We start from the raw sequence: 16423 nt of genomic DNA on the forward strand, positions 1-16423 counted from the left end.
TCTCTCTTGGGATGGTTGTGCACCGTAGGGACCGCGCCGAGTGGTTCGCCGCTTTCCCGGTCACCCGGAGCGGGTAGTCTCACCGGTGCGTGTCCATCAACGTACCCGGCGTCGGCGCTAGGCGGGGCGCCACAGCGTGTCGAAAGGTTGGTAACGATGGCGGAATCCGCGCCCGCCCCGGGGGCTGAGGGCGTGCAGCCTGCCCGGCCCGACGGGGCTGAGACCGCCGGCGAGCCGACCCGGCTGCTCCGTGCCGCACTGCAGGAGATCTCCACCGTCATTGTCGGTCAGGACCAGATGGTGGAGCGCACCTTGATCGCCCTGGTGGCCAAGGGCCACTGCCTGCTGGAGGGGGTGCCCGGCATCGCCAAGACGCTGGCGGTGTCCACTCTGGCAACGGTGACCGGCGGGTCGTTCGCGCGGCTGCAGTTCACCCCGGACCTGGTGCCTTCCGACATTGTGGGCACCCGCATCTACCACCCTTCCACCGAGCAGTTCGACGTCGAACTCGGGCCGGTGTTCGCGAACTTCGTGCTGGCCGACGAGATCAACCGGGCCCCGGCCAAGGTGCAGTCGTCCCTGCTGGAGGTCATGGCGGAGAAGCAGGTGTCGCTGGGCGGCACTACCTATCCGCTGCCCGATCCGTTTGTGGTGATCGCCACTCAGAACCCGGTGGAGTCCGAGGGGGTGTACCCGCTGCCCGAGGCCCAACGCGACCGGTTTCTGATGAAGGTGGAGATGTCGCACCCCCGCGCGCACGAGGAGATGGAGATCCTGCGGCGGATGAGCTCGGCCCTCCCCGAGGCCCACCAGATCCTCGACCCGGTCACGTTGCTGGAGCTGCAGCAGGACGCCGAACGCGTGCAGGTGCACCAGCTCATTTTCGACTACGTGGTGCGGCTGGTCATGGCTACCCGCGAACCGGAGAACTACGGTATGCCCGAGTTGCGCCGGGTCCTGGAGGTCGGCGCGAGCCCCCGCGCCACCCTGGGGTTGGTGGCCTGCGCCCGCGCGCTCGCCCTCATCCGGGGCCGCGACTATGTGCTGCCCGATGACGTTCGGGTGCTGGCGCGCGACGTCATGGCGCACCGCCTGGTGCTGACGTTCGACGCGCTGGCCGATGGCGCCACCACCACCCAGGTGGTTGACCGGGTGCTGGCGGCGGTTCCGCCGCCGCGTGTCATCTGGGACGAGCCCTCCGCTGGCGGTTCGGCCGCCATAGCCGCACGGTAGGCACCCATGGCTGACCACGGCACGAACCCCGGCATCAACCCGCGTCTGCACTCCGCGCTGCGCCACCTCGACCTGCGTATCGTGCGGCGCCTGGAGGGCATGCTGCACGGCGAGCACCTGGGGTTGCGGTTGGGGCCGGGCAGCGAGTCCGCTGAGGCGCGCCAGTACCAGCCCGGCGAGGACGACGTCCGGCTTATGGACTGGGCCGTCACCGCCCGCACCACCCAGCCGCACGTGCGTGATCTTGTGGCCGACCGTGAGTTGGAGAGCTGGTCCCTGGTGGACATGTCCGCCAGCATGGATTTCGGAACCGCCAACCAGGAAAAGCGCGACCTCGCTGTGGGAGCGCTCGCCGCGGTCAACGTCCTGACCCAGCGGGTGGGCGACCGGTTCGGCGCGCACATCCTGCACCGCGGCCAGATCCGCCGGTGGCCGGCGCGTTCGGGTAAGGCAGCGCTGTTGGCGATGCTGTCGACGGTGGCCGCCGCCCCCCGCGGCGAACCCCTCAACGAGCCGGCGACCACCCTCAGTGACGCTGTCACCGACCTCGCGCGGGCGCGCACCCGCCGCGGTCTGCGGGTGGTCATCTCCGACTTCCTGGAGACTCCGCCCACCGCCAACGCGCACGAGCCCGCCCCCTGGGAGCGGGGCATGCGCCAGCTCGCCATCCGCAACCAGGTGCTGGCGGTCGAGGTGGTCGACCCCCGCGAACTCGACCTGCCCGACGTGGGCTTGGTCACCATGCAGGACCCCGAAACCGGGCGCATTCGCGAGGTCCAGCTCAACCGGAAGGTGCGGCAGCGCTACCGCGAGGCATCAGCGGCCCAGCGCGCCGCGGTCCGCGGTGGTCTGCGCCGGTGCGGTGTTCCGCACCTGGTGCTGCGCACCGACCGCGACTGGATCACCGACATGGCCCGCTTCGTGGTGGAGCAGCGACGCACCGCACACCGGCTCGCCCGGCACACTCCCGCCGTTCCCCGGTGACCAGGGCGCGCGGCGCACCCACGTAACCGAACGAAAGGACGACCGGGTGACCTTCCTCGCCGCAGAGAGACTGTGGTGGCTGCTGGCCCTTGTGGCACTCGCCGCCGTCTACGTCGTGCTGCAGTTCCGCCGCAAGAACTACGCGTTGCGTTTCTCCAACCTGCAGCTTCTCGACAAGGTCGCGCCGAGCCGGCCGGGCTGGCGGCGCCACGTCAGCGCCGTGCTGTTCTGCCTGACCATGGGGGTGCTCATTGTCGCCATGGCGGTGCCGGCCAAACCGGTCGAGGTGCCGCGGGAACGCGCCACCATCATGGTCGCCATCGACGTGTCGCCGTCCATGGCCGCCACCGATGTCGAACCCGACCGGATCAGCGCCGCCAAGGACTCCGCGCGCGCGTTCATCGACTCGCTGCCCGACCGGTTCAACGTCGGGCTGGTTCAGTTCTCCGCGACCGCCGGGATGGTCGCCGCACCCACCCAGAACCACCAAGCCGTGGCCGACCAGGTCGAAGGGCTGCAGATGACCCCGGGCACCGCCATCGGCGAGGGGGTCTACACCTCGCTGCAGGCCATCAACTCCTTCGACGAGGAGGCCGGCGACGACCCGCCGCCCGCGGCCATTGTGCTGCTCTCCGACGGGGAGAACACCAGCGGGCGCCCCGTCACCTCGGCCGCCACGGAGGCCGCCGACGCCGGGGTGCCCGTTTCCACCATCGCCTTCGGCGCCGGCGCGGCGCTCATCGAGATCAACGGCCAGTACGTCGAGGCCGACATCGACAAGGACGCCCTGGAGAGGCTCGCCGGCACCACCGGCGGCAACTTCTACGAGGCCGAGTCCGAGGCCGAACTCACCGAGGTCTACGAGGACATCGGTTCCTCGTTGGGCACCGAAACCGAGCACGAGGAGATTGTCACCCGGTTCGTTCTGGCCGCCCTGCTGATCGGCGCCGCTACCGCATTCACGTCCCTGCTGTGGTTCCAGCGGCTACCCTGAGGAGCGCCCCCCGGGGACCCATCGGCGGCTCGGTGCGGCGTCGTCCCTGCTCGAGCGGTAGCGTGGGAATGTTTTCTGCCATGTCACCCGCGATGAGAATGGTCAACGATGCCGGATCCCGCTCCCGCGCCTGTAGCGATCTTCTTCGACCTCGACGACACGCTGCTCGACGACCACACCGCCAGCTCCACCGGACTGCGCACCATGATGGAGCAGCTCGGCCACCCCGAGTTCACCGCCGCCCGCCGCCTCTGGGACGTCCAGACCAACATCAGCCTCAACGCGTTCCTCGACGGGCGCCTCACCCTGCAGGAACAACGCCGCGAACGCGTACGCGCCCTGGCCAGCCAGGCCGGCCACCCCCACATCGGCGACGAGCAGTGCGACCAGCTCTACCAGTCCTACCTGCAGGCCCACCGCACCGCCTGGCGGGCCTTCCCCGATGTTGTGCCCACCCTCACCCAGCTCACCTCGGCTGGCCTGAGCCTGGGCGTCATCACCAACGGGATCGAGACCCTGCAGCGCGATAAGCTCGCCGCGCTCGACATCGCCCACCACTTCAAAGTGGTGGTGTGCGCCGACACCGCCGGATCCGGAAAACCCGACCCGCGGATCTTCCATACCGCCTGCGAGCAGCTCGGCGTCGCCCCCGCACGGTGCTGGCACGTCGGCGACCAGATGCGCGCCGACGCCCTTGGCGCTGTCTCCGCCGGGATGCGCCCCGTCCTGCTGGACCGCCACGGCACCACCGAGGACGACCAGGCCGACGTCACCACCATCAGCCGCCTCGACGAGCTGGTGGCGATGAGCCGCACCGCGCCGCGCCCCGACGTCGCGCACGCCCACAGCATGGGCGACCCCCTGGCCGCCCCGCACACCCCCGGCCACAACGCCGTGGCCACCGGCATGGCCCCCCACGCCACCCCCGACAGTCCCGCCGACACGGGATCGCTGTGAGTGGAGCCGGCCCCCCGGCAGCCAGCCCGGGCCGGCGTGTGCGGCGGGCCAGCGCCCACGCACTGGGCCGCACCCCCGACAGGCAGGCCGCGCTGGGCCACCGCCCCAGTGGCCAGGCGAGACTGCCCGGTGCCCGGGTGCTCTTCGGCGCGGACCCCGCCGGTGTCGCGCGCGCCGCGGCCGGCCTGGCATCCACCACCCCACTGGCTCCCTACGCCCTGCGCACCGAACTCGTCACCGGAACCGACGCGGCCGGCCCCGTTCACCTGCACATCGACCGGATCTACTACACCTACCCCGCCCAGCCGGCCCACCCGGCCGGCCCGGGTGCGTGCGACACTGCCCAGACCATGCCGTTGGACCAGGCGTTGCTCCTGCCCGCCGCGCCCCCGCCGGCCGAGCTGCTGCCCGAGGAACCCGAGCGGCCCCAGGCGTCGCTGCGCCGGCTCGGGGCCTACGGCATCGTCACCGACCCGGCCGGCCGTATCCTGCTCACCCGGATCGCCGAGGGGTTTCCCGGCGCCGGGTGCTGGCACCTTCCGGGCGGCGGGGTCGACCACGGCGAGGAGATCCACGCGGCACTGCGCCGCGAGCTGCACGAGGAAACCGGCCAACGCGGCCGGGTGGGTGAGATCATCGCGATCACCCACCACCACCGGGGCGGCCAGGTCGGCCCGGAGAGCCAGGCCACCGACATCTACGCGATCTGGGTGTTCTTCCACGTCCATGTGCCCCACCCGGGCACGCCCCACGTAACCGAGTTCGCCGGCTCCACCGACGACTGCTCCTGGTTCACCCCCGAGGACCTGCCCCACATCAGGTTGTCCAGCACTGCCCGGCGCGGGTTGACTGCCCTGACCGCGCCCGGGCCCCGCTGAACCGGCGCCCGCCTCACCGGGCGCGGCGTTGGGCCAGCCCGCGGCGCACCAGCCACACCGCGGCACCGGCCGCGATCACTGCGGCGCCCGCGACCACCGACCCCAGGGGCAGGCTGAACGCCAACACCACGCACCCGGCCAGCCCCACCACCGGCACCAGCAGCGGGGGCCGGTTCTCATCAGGGCCCAGCAGCAGCGCCGAGGCGTTGGCGATCGCGTAGTAGACCAGCACCCCGAAGGCCGAGAACCCGATCGCGCCGCGCACGTCCAGGCTCAGCACCAGCAGCACCACCACGGCTCCCATCGCGACCTCCGCGCGGTGCGGCACACCGAACCGGTGGTGGATCCCGGCGAAGTACCGGGGCAGGTGGCCGTCGGCGGCCATCGCCGAGGCGGTGCGCGAAACCCCCAGCACCAGGGACAGCAACGCGCCCAGGCTGGCCAGGGCGGCGCCCGCGGCGACCATCGGGACGAGTTGGGGCCAGCCGGCGATCTGCACGGTGTCGGCCAGCGGGGCGGTGCTGCCGGCCAGGTCCTGACGTCCCAGGAGCATCAGCACTGAGGCGCCCACCGCCAGGTACAGCACCAGCACCCCGGCCAGGGTGAGTGTGACGGCGCGCGGGATCGTGGTCTCGGGGTTGCGCACCTCCCCGCCCAGGGTGGCGATCCGGGCGTAGCCCGCGAACGCGAAGAACAGCATGCCCGCGGCACCCAGCAACCCGAAGAAGCCCGGCCATTCGCGCGAGATCGCCAGGTGCGCGGGCTCGGCCATCCCGCTGCCCAGTGCCGCGAGCACAACGGCTACCAGCACCGCCAGCACCGCCGCCAGCAGCCCCCGGGTCAGCCACGCTGAGGAGCGCAGCCCGACATAGTTCACCGCGGTCAGCACCACCACCGCGGCGACCGCCGCGGGGCGCTGCCACTCCGGTAGCGCATAGGCCGCGAACGTCAGCGCCATCGCCGCGCACGAGGCGGTCTTGCCCACGATGAACGCCCACCCGGCCAGGTAGCCCCACAACTCGCCCAGGCGTTCGCGCCCGTAGACGTAGGTGCCACCCGACTGCGGGTGGCGGGCCGCCAGCCGCGCCGAGGAGGTCGCGTTGCAGTAGGCGACCACACCGGCGATCACAACCGCGACCGGCAGCCACGCACCGGCGGCGTCGGCGGCCGGGGCGAACACGGCGAACACCCCGGCGCCGATCATCGCCGCGGCACCGATGGCGACGGCGTCGGCGGTGCCCAGCACCCGTGCCGGCTTCGCCTGTGCGTGCGAACCAGAAGAGGTGGTCATACCGGCAGAGTCTGCCCCAGCATGATCACGCCCCAGTGAACTCGGCGCGCGCCGGTGGCGTCCACAACCGGCCGAATGGGCTCAGGGCCGCCACGGTGTCCCGGTGTGCTCGGAGATGTCCTCCGCGGCGACCTGGCGGAGCTGCCGGGAGAGGTCGGCCAGCGCGCGCGAGACGGCGAGCTCGTCGCCGATCTCGGGGACGTCCTCGTCGGCCGGGTGCTTGCGCGCCATGCCGTGCCCCCGCAGGCTCGATCCGTCGTCGGAAGCCAGGCCCACCTCCGCCCAGGTCCGGGTGTACTCGCCTTCGGACTCCTCGGACAGCAGAATGTCGATGTTCCATCGCTTCATCGTGTGCATGTGAAGCTCCCCCCAAAAAACCCCGCGGCCGGCCCTGCGGTGTCCTCGCTCGTGTGCACCGCAAGCGCGGGCTCCCGCCCGGACCAGCACCGCGTGGTCCGCGTGGTCCGGATCCCCCGCCGGGCCCACGCGGCGGCCCGTGGGTATCGGACTTCCTACCCGGAAGGCCGGTGACCACACGCGTTCACTTCTCCCCGACCCCAACAGGGCCTGGCACCATCCTGCGCACCGCGCCCGGCGATCGCAACGCCTCGCCGGGCCGGGCACGCGCAACGAGGGGGCGGCGAACCCTCGCCGCCCCCGGGGGGTGCTCATTCCACGCCGGCGTGCAGCGTGCGCCCTCCGTCGAGGGTGTGCACCTGCCCGGTGATCCAGGCGGCGTCCGAAGAGGCGAGGTAGGCGATCGCGGCACCGATGTCCTCGGGCACGCCCAGGCGGCCCACCGGGTAGGCCTTGGCGGCCTCGTCCTCGCGGTCGGCGTAGAGCGCCTCGGCGAACTGGGTCTTGACCACGCCGGGCGCCACCGCGTTGACCCGGATATGGTCGGGCGCCAACTCGTAGGCGAGCTGCTGGGTGAGGTTGATCAAGGCGGCCTTGCTCGCCCCGTACACGCCCAGGCCCGGTGAGGGGTGCTGCCCGGCCAGTGAGGCCACGTTGACGACCGCGCCGCCGTTGTCCTTCATCCAGGCGGCGTGTGCCGCTGAGACCCACTGGGCGGCGGCGATCACGTTGACCTCGAAGATCTTGGCCATGGCCGAGGAGTCGACGTTGACGACCGCGTCCAGAACGGGGTTGATCCCGGTGTTGTTGACCACGACGTCGATCCGCCCGAAGGTGTCCAGGGTCCGCTCGATCGTCTCCGCGCGGTGGTCGGCGTCCTGGGTCTTGCCCGCGACCGCCAGCGCGTACGTGTCCCCGCCGAGGTCGGCGACGGCTTTCTCCAGCGACTCCGGGTTGCGCGCCGTGATGACGGCCTTTCCGCCCTCGGACACGATGCGCTGCGCCGCGGCCAGCCCGATGCCGCGGCTGCCACCGGTGATGACGGCCACCTTCCCGTCGAAACGTCCCACGACCACTGTCCTTTCTGTTGGGGTCGACGTGCCAGACCCGTCCAACAGTACCGACCAACCGGTCGGTCGCGACACGGGGTTGCGGCGCCACCCACCCCCACCCACAAAACCCCTGGTAACGTCGCCACGTGGCGCAGCACTACTTCGAATCCAACCCCAACTCCACCAGCCGCCCCGGCACCGTCGAGTTGATCCTGCCCGACCTGCACCTACGGCTGGCCACCGACAGCGGCGTGTTCTCCCCCGCCAAAATCGACCTGGGCACCCGCATCCTCCTGGAAACCGTCCCCCCACCCCCCACCACCGGCACCCTCCTCGACCTCGGCTGCGGCTACGGCCCCATCGCCCTGACCATGGCCGCCCGCGCCCCCCACGCCACCGTGGTCGCCATCGACACCAACAGCCGCGCCGTCGAACTCACCCGCACCAACGCCCGCACCCACCACCTCGACAACGACGGCACCCGACTGCGCTGCGCCCACACCGACCCCACCGGAACCCCCACCGGCCACCCCGACCCCCACACCCGCACCGCCCTGGACGGCCCCTTCGACGCCATCTGGACCAACCCGCCCATCCGCGTCGGCAAAACCGCCCTGCACACCATGCTGCGCACCTGGCTCAACCGCCTCTCCCCCACCGGCACCGCCCACCTCGTCGTACAACGCAACCTCGGCGCCGACACCCTGCACCGCTGGCTCAACGACAACGGCTACCCCACCGAACGCGCCGCCTCCCGCGCCGGATACCGCATCCTGCGCACCCACCACCCCACCTAACCCACCCACCTGCCGGTATCCTGGACGGCGTCCAACCACACCAGCACCCACACGCAAGGAACAGACCCCAGGTGAGCACCCAGCTGCGCCCGACCGACGTCAAGCGACTCAACCGCCAATGGCGCAGGCGCACCGAGGGCCGCATCGCCCTCATCGCCGAATCGATCAGCCAACCCTTCAACCTGGGCTCCATCCTGCGCACCTGCTCCACCTTCGGCGTCGACACCATCTGGCTCACCGGCAACACCGCCGACACCACCCACCCGGGCGTCGGCAAAACCGCCCTGGGCACCGAACGCAAACTCACCCTGCACCGGCTGCGCTCCAGCAGCGACGCCGCCAACGCCGCCCGCGCCGAAGGACTCCGCGTCGTCGCCATCGAACTCACCAACGACGCCACCCCCCTGCACGAAACCCCCCTGCACAACGACATCTGCCTGGCCGTCGGCGCCGAAGACCACGGCTGCTCCCCCACGCTCCTCGCCGCAGCCGACGCCACCAGCTACATCCCCCAGATCGGCCGTGTCGGCTCCCTCAACGTCGCCGTGGCCGCCGCCATCGCCATCGCCGAAACCCGGCGCCGCGAATGGGACCCCACCGCCACCGCGACCCCCCAGGACACCGCCAACACCGCAACCACCCGGTAGCCCCGCGCCCCAGCGCCAAACCCCCGCCAAGAGGGCCCACCAACAGGGTTTCGACCAAGGTGAGGCGGGAATTTCTCAGCACCATCCGACGTATCGTCCTAAGACGCCACCAATGAGAGGAAACGTGCACCCGTCCCGAAGTATCAGCAGCGTCCCCAGCGGACGCTGTACCCCCGATCCTGACGAACCTCCCTCACCAGGAGGCGCGCGCGCCGGTAACCACTCCGAGGCGGTGCGTGCGAAATGAGCATCATCGGCAACATCCTCCTCGGAGTACTGGTCGTACTCGCGATCACCGCCGCCACCGGCTACTTCGTCGCCCAAGAGTTCGGCTACATGGCGGTCGACCGCTCCCGCCTCAAAGCCCGCGCCGCATCAGGCGACGCCGGAGCACACCGTGCCCTCAAGGTCACCGGCCGCACCTCCTTCATGCTCTCCGGAGCACAACTCGGCATCACCGTCACCGGCCTCCTCGTCGGCTACGTCGCCGACCCCCTGATCGGCCAAGGACTCGGTGATCTCCTCAGCGGCATCGGCGTCCCCACCGGCCTGGGCCTGGCCGCCGGCGCCGTGATCGCACTGCTGTTCAGCACCGTCGTGCAGATGGTCTTCGGCGAGCTCTTCCCCAAGAACCTCGCCATCGCCCGCCCCGAACCGGTCGCCACCGCACTCGCCCTGTCCACCCACGTCTACCTGCGGCTGTTCGGGTGGCTCATCGTGCTGTTCGACCAAGCAGCCAACCTGCTCCTCAAGGCCGTACGCATCGAACCCGTCGAGGACGTCCAACACGCCGCCACCCCACGCGACCTCGAACACATCGTCGAGGAATCCCGCGAAAGCGGCGACCTACCCGCCGAACTGTCCACCCTGCTCGACCGCACCCTCGACTTCCACGACCGCACCGCCGGCCACGCCATGATCCCCCGCCCCCAGGTCAGCACCGTCGAAATCGGCGCCCCCGTCAGCCGGGTCGTCGAACTCATGGCCGACGGACACTCCCGCTTCCCCGTCCTCGGCCACGGCGTCGACGACATCATCGGCGTCATCTGCCTACGCGACGTCCTCGCACTGCACGACCGCGACCTCAACACCGTCGACGTCTCCGAGATCGCCCAGTCCGCGGTCATGGTCCCGGCCTCACTACCCCTGCCCGGCGTACTCGACCACCTCCGCGAGGCCGACAACGAGTTCGCCTGCGTCGTCGACGAGTACGGCGGCCTGGCCGGCGTCATCACCACCGAGGACATCGCCGAGGAACTCGTCGGCGAAATCGCCGACGAACACGACCCCGCCGAACAACACCCCCGCGCCGTCGACGACGGAAGCTGGCTGCTGCCCGGCGCCCTGCACGTCGACGAGGTCGAACGCCTCATCGGCCACGACCTCCCCGAAGGCGACTACGAAACCATCGGCGGACTCGTCATCAACGAACTGCGGCGCCTGCCCGAACCCGGCGACACCATCAGCGCCGCACTCCCCCGCCCACCAGGCGCCGACGACACCGAACCCGACCGGTTCGTCCAGCTCAGCGTGCAAAGCGTCGACCGGCACGTCCCCGAGACCGTGCGGCTCGAACTCCGCGAATCCCCTGCCGAACCCGCCTCGCCGCAACGCCCGGAGGTCAACGCGTGAGCGACCTCAACCCGCTGCTCGCGCTCGCCATTTCCGCGGGCATCATCATCCTCAGCGCGTTCTTCGTCGCCATCGAGTTCGCGCTGGTGGCCGCGCGCCGCTACCGGCTGGAAGAGGCCGCCGAGACCAGCACATCGGCACGGGCCGCCCTCAAGAGCGCCCGCGACCTGTCCCTGCTGCTCGCCGGATCCCAACTGGGCATCACCCTGTGCACCCTGGCCCTGGGCGCCATCACCAAACCAGCCGTGCACCACCTACTGGAACCCCTCTTCAGCGAGTGGCTGCCCGGCCCCGTCTCCGCCGTCGTCTCCTTCGTCCTCGCCCTGATCCTGGTCACCTTCCTGCACCTGGTCGTCGGCGAGATGGCCCCCAAGTCCTGGGCGATCTCCCACCCGGAGAAATCCGCCACCCTGCTAGCACTGCCCATGCGGTTCTTCATGTGGTGGACCCGCCCCGCCCTGGTGCTCCTCAACGGCATGGCCAACTGGTGCCTGCACCGCGTGGGCGTGTCCGCCGTCGACGAGGTGGCCACCGGACACGGCCCCGAAGACCTACGCGAACTCGTCGACCACTCCGCCAAAGCCGGCGCGCTCGACGAGGACCGCCGCGACCAACTCGCCACCGCCCTTGAGGTCAACTCCCGCCCCCTGCGCGAGATCTTCACCCCCAAGGAGGAACTCGCCGGCGTCTCCCCCACCGACTCCGTCGAGACCATCAAACACGTCTCCCGCGAGTCAGGCCACCTGCGCCTCGTGGTCCGCGAGCACCGCAGGCCCACCGGCGTCGTACACGTACGCGACGCCCTGACCAACACCCCCGAGACCACCGCCGCCGACCTCATGCGGCCGGTCCTCACCCTGCACGTGGAAACCCCCATCTACGCCGCCCTGAGCACCATGCGCGAGAGCCGCACCCACCTGGCACTGGTCGAGAACGAACACGGCCTGGTGGGCCTGGTCACACTGCAGGACATGCTCGACCGGTTGCTGCTGGTCGAACCCGCCGCCTGACCCGCGCCCGTGCTCGGCACCCCGAAACCACGCGCCAAGCACGGGCCAGGCGGGAATCCCACCCGGCCCGCCATCGTTGAGACAGCCGTGAACACCAGCACCCCGAGCACCACCAGCCCCCACCGTGGCTAGCCCCCGCCCCGCCGACCGGATGTGGGCGGTCGCCCTCGCCGCCGGGCTGTGGGGAACCTCGGCCCTCATGCGCGACCCCCTGGCCCAGGAACTCCCCGCCCCCACCATCGTGCTCTACGAACACGCCATAATCGCGCTCCTGCTGATCCCCTGGATCATCCCCGCGTTCACGGCACTCGCCCGCTCCGGCCGCGGCACCATCACCGCCATGATCGTGGTCGGAGGCGGCTCCTCCGCGCTCGCCACCACCCTGTTCACCATGGCCTTCGCCACCGGCGACCCCATCACCCCGCAGGTACTGCAGAAACTGCAACCCGTCCTTGCGGTCCTGCTCGCCGTCATCCTGCTCGGCGAACGCCTCACCCCGCGCTTCGCCTGGTTCGCGCTGCCCGCCCTGGCCGGCGCCTGGATCCTCGCCTTCCCGGACCCGCTGAACGTGGGCATACACAGCGCCACAGCCGCCGCGCTCGCCGTCGGCGCCGCCGCACTGTGGGCAGCCGGCACCGTGTTCGGCCGGCTCGCCGGCGCACGGCTGGCCGCCACCCACGTCACCACCCTCCGCTTCAGCATCGCGCTGCCAGTAGCCCTGGTCATCACCGTGGCCACGGGGTCCCCACTGGCCGTCTCCCCCGCCCAGCTCCCCCTGCTCCTGGCGCTTGCCCTCATCCCCGGCCTCGCCGCCCTCGCCCTGTACTACTGGGGCCTGGCGCGCACCGCAGCGAGCCGGGCCACCCTCGCCGAACTCGCGTTCCCGCTGGTATCGGCCGTCGTCGGGGTCACCATCCTCGGGGCGTCGCTGACCTGGAGCCAATGGGCCGGCGCGGCACTCGTACTGGCCTCGGTCACAGCGATGGCGCTGAGCCGTTCACGCACCCGGCCAACAGGGGTGGCCGCCCCACCCATCCGCGCCGGCGCAGCCACCACGAGCTAACCAGGCCGCACACCACCACCGCCAACAGACCCGCCACACACAGCAGGGCCGGCCGGGGGAACACTCCCCCGACCGGCCCCAGCACAGCGGATCAGGCGGTGCGCGCGTTCAGCGTCACATCGATGTTTCCCCTTGTGGCGTTGGAGTAGGGGCACACTTCGTGCGCGGCCGCCACAAGCCGCTCAGCCTCGGCCTGCTCCACACCCGGGATGGTGACATCCATCTCCACGGCGATGTTCAGGCCACTCTCGCCGGAGCCCAGGCTCACCCGCGTGTCGATCGTGGAACCCTCGACACTGGCCTTCGACTCGCGCGCCACCTTCTTCAGCGCACCGTGGAAGCAGGCGCCGTAACCCACGGCGAACAACTGCTCGGGGTTGGTGCCCGGCCCGTCGTCGCCGCCCACGCCCTTGGGAACGGACAGCTCGACGTTGAGCCGGTCGTCATCGGTGCGGCCGTACCCCTTGCGGCCCTCGCCGCTGACACTGGCCTTCGCGGTGTACAGCACGTTCATGACTCTCTCCCTACGATTAACGTTCGCGGACATGGGGGCCTCACCGCGCCGGATGGGGTCCAGCGCTCCCGGCCGACTCGGTGATCTGGTCGAGCAGGCCGCGCAGCTCCGCCGCCTTGTCCCGGGGAATCCCGGTACCACACAGCACGCGCGCGGGAATGTCCAGCGCGCGCTCGCGCAACGCCGCGCCGTCCTCGGTCAGGGCGACCAGCACCACCCGCTCATCCCCGGCACTGCGGGTCCGCCGGAGCAGCCCGCGCTGGGCCATCCTGCGCAGCAGCGGCGACAACGTGCCCGAGTCGAGCCGCAGCGCCGCCCCCAGATCCTTGACCGGAATGGAGTCGCGCTCCCACAGCACCAGCATCACCAGGTACTGCGGGTAAGTGAGCCCCAAGTCGGCGAGTAGCTCACGGTAGAGCCCGGAGACGGCCCGGGACGCGGCGTAGATGGCGAAGCAGAGCTGGCTGTCGAGAGAGAGCGGATTTTCCCCCTGGTGCGTGGTCATGGTGTCGACTCACCCCCACATCGACAATAGCAGAATCGAGTTGTGCACAACTGATCGGAGTAGCCCAGGACATCCCTGATGGCGCCCGCCAGACGACAGCCAGACCCGAGCACAATGTCTCGCGCTGGACAATCTGCCGCGGATCGGGATTGTTATGCTCACGGGCATGACCGCCATGGCTCCCACCAGCACTGAGCCGGACCTCTCGTTCCTGCTGGACCACGCCGGCCACGTCCTGCGGACCCAGATGGCCGCGGCACTCGCCGAGATCGGACTCACCGCCCGCATGCACTGCGTTCTGGTGCACGCTCTGGAGGAGGAACGCACCCAGATCCAGCTCGCCGAGATCGGCGACATGGACAAGACCACGATGGTGGTGACGGTCGACTCCCTGGAGAAGGCGGGACTGGTCGAGCGCCGCCCGTCCAGCAGGGACCGGCGGGCGCGGATCATCGCGGTCACCGAGGAAGGCGCGCGGGCCGCCGAACAGAGCCAGCGGATCGTCGACCGGGTGCACGCCCAGGCGTTCGCGGCGCTTCCCGACGATGAGCGCGAGGTGTTCCTGCGCGCCTTCAGGCGCCTGGTCGAGGGGCATCTGGCCACCCCCGCGCAGAGCCCGCAACCGGTGAGGCGGGCACGCCAGCACGAAAAATAGACCCAACAAAGATTGTCTATAACAAAACTATCCACTACGGTCTTTTCTGTTGCCTCCCCAACAGGAAGAGACCTATGCCCGCCGCAACCACCCCCACAGCGCCCCCGTCACGCTGGCTCGCCCTCGGTGTGATCACCACGGGGACCCTGATGAACATCCTCGACGGCAGCATCGTCACCGTGGCGCTGCCAACCATCCAAGACGACCTGGGATTCTCCCCCGCCAGCCTGAGCTGGGTCGTCAACGCCTACCTCATCGCGTTCGGCAGCCTGCTCCTGCTCTCCGGACGCCTGGGCGACCTCATCGGCCGCAAGCGCGTGTTCCTGGCCGGAACCGGCGTGTTCACCCTCGCCTCGCTCCTGGCGGGCGCCGCCACCAGCCCCTTCGCGCTCATCGCCGCCCGCTTCCTCCAGGGCGCCGGCGGCGCCCTGGCCTCCGCCGTCAGCCTGGGCATCCTCGTGACACTGTTCACCGAGCCCGCACAGCGAGCCAAAGCCATCGCCATATTCAGCTTCACCGGTGCCGCCGGCGCATCGATCGGCCAGGTACTCGGCGGAGTCCTCACCGAATACCTCTCCTGGAACTGGATCTTCCTCATCAACCTGCCCATCGGCCTGGCCGCACTGGCCATCGCAGTACCCGTGCTGCCCACCGACCGCGGGCTCGGCCTGGCCGCCGGCGCCGACATCCTGGGCGCCCTCCTGGTCACCGCCGGGCTGATGCTGGGGGTCACCACGGCGGTCAGAGCCGAAGAGCACGGCTGGGCCTCGGGCCCCACCCTCGGCCTGGGCGCCCTCGCCGCCGTACTGCTCGCCGGATTCGCCCTCCGCCAGGCCAAGGCCAGGACCCCGCTCATGCCACCGCGGATCCTGCGTTCGCGCGCCGTCGTGGGAGCCAACCTGATCCAGATCCTGATGGTGGCCGCGCTGTTCTCCTTCCAGGTCTTCATCGCCCTCTACATGCAGAGGGTGCTCGACTACGGCGCCGCCACGACCGGGCTGGCGATGCTGCCCTCGGCAATCATCATCGGCGCGATGTCGCTGGGAGTCTCCGCCCGGCTCATCGGGCGTTTCGGCGAGCGCGTCGTCCTGCTGACGGGCTTGGCGCTGCTGGTCGGACTGCTTTGCCTGCTCGCCCGCCTGCCCGTGCACGCCGACTACCTCACCGACCTGCTCCCGGTGATGCTGCTCGCCGGGGGCTTCGGGCTGGCCTTGCCAGCGCTGACCGCTCTTGCCATGTCCGGCGCCACCGACGACGACGCCGGCCTGGCCTCCGGACTGTTCAACACCACCCAACAGGTCGGCATGGCCATGGGCGTGGCGGTGCTCTCCACGCTGGCGGCGTCGCGCACCGACGAGATGCTCGCGGCCGGCGCGAATCAGGCCGAGGCGCTGACCGGTGGCTACCACCTGGCCTTCGGCATCGGCGCCGCTCTACTGGCCACCGCCCTGACCATCGCCCTGACCGTGCTGCGCCGCCCCACCCCCACCCCTGGCCCCAGCCCTCGGGAACGGGAATCCGCCACGCAGACCACGGCCAGCGAGACAACAGAGCGGTGACCCCGGCGAACGCGACCACCACCGAGGAACCCGCTCCGGGCCGCGGAGCCGCGTCCCAGCCCTGACCACCATGGTGGTCAGGCAGCGGGCGGTGGTCCTGTCCAGTGCTGTCCCGGTTGTATGGGACAGCACTGGACACGGGGGGATGGGGTCGGGTTGATTGTCGGTGAGGCTGTATTGTGGTTGATTGTGTGGAAACCACAATACAGCGGCCTTTACATCGTAGATTTTTAATTGGCGATACAGGACCCGCTGCACAACCGGCCGCGAAATGCCGAGATTTTGGAATGGAAAC

General features: G+C 70.4%; 17 protein-coding genes. 12 read left to right on the plus strand and 5 right to left on the minus strand.

Annotated features, from left to right (window positions below):
• Positions 1-156: 156 nt before the first annotated feature.
• From F4561_RS13605 to F4561_RS13625, 5 genes are all read left to right on the plus strand, one after another.
• Positions 157-1233 carry an AAA family ATPase gene (locus tag F4561_RS13605; protein ID WP_184578991.1) on the plus strand — a complete coding sequence of 359 codons (1077 nt, stop codon included), beginning with the start codon at positions 157-159 and terminating at the stop codon, positions 1231-1233.
• A 6-nt stretch (positions 1234-1239) separates the two neighbouring features.
• The gene (locus F4561_RS13610) at positions 1240-2217 is read left to right on the plus strand and encodes a DUF58 domain-containing protein (protein WP_184578995.1); all 978 of its coding nucleotides are present in this window, start codon (positions 1240-1242) and stop codon (positions 2215-2217) included.
• Positions 2218-2263: 46 nt separating this feature from the next.
• Complete coding sequence (locus F4561_RS13615; protein WP_184578998.1) at positions 2264-3211, plus strand: VWA domain-containing protein; 948 nt, start codon at positions 2264-2266, stop codon at positions 3209-3211.
• 108 nt (positions 3212-3319) lie between these two features.
• Positions 3320-4168 (plus strand): HAD family hydrolase, encoded by an 849-nt coding sequence (locus tag F4561_RS13620; protein WP_184579001.1) that lies wholly within the window; start codon positions 3320-3322, stop codon positions 4166-4168.
• The gene (locus tag F4561_RS13625) at positions 4165-5046 is read left to right on the plus strand and encodes an NUDIX hydrolase (protein ID WP_184579004.1); all 882 of its coding nucleotides are present in this window, start codon (positions 4165-4167) and stop codon (positions 5044-5046) included. Before F4561_RS13620 ends, F4561_RS13625 begins: the two co-directional genes overlap by 4 nt.
• A gap of 13 nt (positions 5047-5059) precedes the next feature.
• On the opposite strand, the gene F4561_RS13630 is transcribed toward F4561_RS13625, so the two are convergent.
• The 3 genes from F4561_RS13630 to F4561_RS13640 form a co-directional block, all read right to left on the minus strand.
• Positions 5060-6337 (minus strand): APC family permease, encoded by a 1278-nt coding sequence (locus F4561_RS13630; RefSeq protein WP_184579007.1) that lies wholly within the window; start codon positions 6335-6337, stop codon positions 5060-5062.
• An 81-nt stretch (positions 6338-6418) separates the two neighbouring features.
• Positions 6419-6694: a DUF1876 domain-containing protein gene (locus F4561_RS33940; protein WP_184579010.1), complete on the minus strand. Its 276-nt coding sequence runs from the start codon at positions 6692-6694 to the stop codon at positions 6419-6421.
• A 311-nt stretch (positions 6695-7005) separates the two neighbouring features.
• The gene (locus F4561_RS13640) at positions 7006-7764 is read right to left on the minus strand and encodes an SDR family oxidoreductase (protein ID WP_184579013.1); all 759 of its coding nucleotides are present in this window, start codon (positions 7762-7764) and stop codon (positions 7006-7008) included.
• A gap of 128 nt (positions 7765-7892) precedes the next feature.
• On the opposite strand from F4561_RS13640, the gene F4561_RS13645 reads away from it, so the two are divergent.
• From F4561_RS13645 to F4561_RS13665, 5 genes are all read left to right on the plus strand, one after another.
• Entirely contained in the window at positions 7893-8543 is a 651-nt protein-coding gene (locus F4561_RS13645) for a class I SAM-dependent methyltransferase (protein ID WP_184579015.1), read from the plus strand.
• 71 nt (positions 8544-8614) lie between these two features.
• The gene (locus tag F4561_RS13650; RefSeq protein WP_184579018.1) at positions 8615-9190 is read left to right on the plus strand and encodes a TrmH family RNA methyltransferase; all 576 of its coding nucleotides are present in this window, start codon (positions 8615-8617) and stop codon (positions 9188-9190) included.
• Positions 9191-9433: 243 nt separating this feature from the next.
• Positions 9434-10822: a hemolysin family protein gene (locus F4561_RS13655; RefSeq protein WP_184579021.1), complete on the plus strand. Its 1389-nt coding sequence runs from the start codon at positions 9434-9436 to the stop codon at positions 10820-10822.
• The gene (locus F4561_RS13660; RefSeq protein ID WP_184579024.1) at positions 10819-11832 is read left to right on the plus strand and encodes a hemolysin family protein; all 1014 of its coding nucleotides are present in this window, start codon (positions 10819-10821) and stop codon (positions 11830-11832) included. The genes F4561_RS13655 and F4561_RS13660 overlap by 4 nt, the downstream gene beginning before the upstream one ends.
• Before the next feature lie 124 nt (positions 11833-11956).
• A complete protein-coding gene (locus F4561_RS13665; RefSeq protein WP_312885245.1) occupies positions 11957-12895 on the plus strand; it encodes a DMT family transporter in 939 nt (312 codons plus the stop codon).
• A gap of 91 nt (positions 12896-12986) precedes the next feature.
• Here the strand turns inward: F4561_RS13665 and F4561_RS13670 are convergent, their stop codons facing one another.
• The gene (locus F4561_RS13670) at positions 12987-13409 is read right to left on the minus strand and encodes an organic hydroperoxide resistance protein (protein ID WP_184579027.1); all 423 of its coding nucleotides are present in this window, start codon (positions 13407-13409) and stop codon (positions 12987-12989) included.
• A gap of 40 nt (positions 13410-13449) precedes the next feature.
• Positions 13450-13914 carry a MarR family winged helix-turn-helix transcriptional regulator gene (locus F4561_RS13675; RefSeq protein WP_184579030.1) on the minus strand — a complete coding sequence of 155 codons (465 nt, stop codon included), beginning with the start codon at positions 13912-13914 and terminating at the stop codon, positions 13450-13452.
• A 166-nt stretch (positions 13915-14080) separates the two neighbouring features.
• Here F4561_RS13675 and F4561_RS13680 point away from each other — a divergent pair, with 166 nt between their 5' ends.
• Positions 14081-14569, plus strand: coding sequence for a MarR family winged helix-turn-helix transcriptional regulator (locus F4561_RS13680; protein ID WP_184579033.1), 489 nt, complete (start codon positions 14081-14083; stop codon positions 14567-14569).
• Between the two features lie 74 nt (positions 14570-14643).
• Positions 14644-16128, plus strand: a complete 1485-nt coding sequence (locus F4561_RS13685) for an MFS transporter (protein WP_184579036.1) — start codon at positions 14644-14646, stop codon at positions 16126-16128.
• Positions 16129-16423 lie beyond the last annotated feature (295 nt).

It is taken from the genome of Lipingzhangella halophila, assembly GCF_014203805.1.
GTDB lineage: Bacteria > Actinomycetota > Actinomycetes > Streptosporangiales > Streptosporangiaceae > Lipingzhangella > Lipingzhangella halophila.